We start from the raw sequence: 1373 nt of genomic DNA, 5'->3' as shown, positions 1-1373 counted from the left end.
CCGCTCACCCCGGTGAGGTATTAAAAGAACTCGTTATCGAATCTCTTGGATTAACGTTAACAGACGTGGCAAGTCATCTAGATGTGAGCCGAAAAACTTTATCTAAGGTTCTAAATGCACGCGGATCTTTAACGCCAGAAATGGCAGTAAGGCTAGAGCTAGCTTTTGGAAAGCCTTCTGCAGACCATTGGCTGCGTCTACAAAACGCCTATGATCTGTGGCTGGCGCGACAGACCAAAGATGCACTTCATGTTTCACCGTTTGATATAGAGGCGGCGTGATTCTTTGCTTCAGTATCTAAAGCCACCGATATAGACTGGAAAGAATGAAAAGCGGACATTGGTTTTCCATTCGCAAATAGACAATTGCGGACATCAAGTTGGGAGAAATATCAGGCTTTATTTGGGCAGGTTTATTTAGCAAGCAGACATGAACGCCCGCATTTGAGGCTGGTTTGGAGCGCAGCGGAAAACCAGTCAGGCAACATGCGCTTGTTAGAATTAGTTCACTTTCCAATGGTATGTGGTGTAGTAGTAGAGCTCTTGCTTCCCATTGTATTCAAAATAGGCTGACTGCCACATATCCTTTTGAACCTCATTACCCCACATATCTTTCTCTATCGCGTATTTTACTCGATCTTGCAAATTGGCATATACATAAGAGGATATGCCAATGTTGCCATGCAATTTGTCTCCAACCTTTACGGACTTATTAACTGCATTGCCAACCCATACCAAATCTCTATTATTTGCACCAGCTATACCAACTTTTGCACAAACAATTTTTCCGTCATCAATGCCTATGCCAAAATCAACGGATGAGAACTTCTCCATTTTCTTCTTTACTTCGGAGTCTGAAGATGACAATAGCCATTTCATCTTCATGGCAGACTCAACAGCATTACTTAATGTGATTTTTGATGTGCCTTGAAAAAAGACCAGCATTCCATCGCCATTAAAGCTTCTTACCTCACCACCTAGGCTTTTAGCGACAGTCACGATTGTGTGGAAATAAGCTTTATGTATCTTTGCAACAGTAGTTCTGTTGTGATTATTTAGAACCGAAGTCGAGCCCCTCATATCAATATAAAGTGTTGTTGCTTCAAACCTAAGGCCTTTATTACCAAATGTCAGGCGAGTATCGTCAATGTCAGGCACATCAATAATATCCGTAACTTCAAAAGCGTTATCAATAATCTCTTTTACCTTTGAAACAATCCCTTCCTTCATTACTTCGCCCTAAATAGATAAATTAAAAGTGCTAACACAGGAGATATTACAGCCGCCAATGTCAGCCAAATAGCTTTTTGAAAAGCTCGATATTTTCTATCAGCTATAACTGAGTTGATAATTATTTGGTTAGATAAATCTTTC

At 40.6% G+C, this 1373-nt stretch carries 2 protein-coding genes; one reads left to right on the top strand and one right to left on the bottom strand.

Annotated features, from left to right (window positions below; translation table 11 throughout):
- Nucleotides 1–281 (top strand): HigA family addiction module antitoxin (locus tag A3738_RS10740; RefSeq protein WP_068763591.1); only part of this gene is annotated, 281 nt, incomplete at its 5' end.
- A 219-nt stretch (nt 282–500) separates the two neighbouring features.
- Here A3738_RS10740 and A3738_RS10735 read toward each other — a convergent pair.
- Nucleotides 501–1229: an adenylate/guanylate cyclase domain-containing protein gene (locus A3738_RS10735; protein ID WP_068502828.1), complete on the bottom strand. Its 729-nt coding sequence runs from the start codon at nt 1227–1229 to the stop codon at nt 501–503.
- Between the last annotated feature and the right edge of the window lie 144 nt (nt 1230–1373).

It is taken from the genome of Oleiphilus sp. HI0066 (assembly GCF_001635725.1).
This window is presented reverse-complemented; position numbering and strand designations above follow the sequence as displayed.

Coding starts and splice junctions, on each gene's coding strand:
- A3738_RS10735 (WP_068502828.1), bottom strand. CDS start 1,229: ATGAAGGAAGGGATTGTTTCAAAGGTAAAAGAGATTATTGATAACGCT.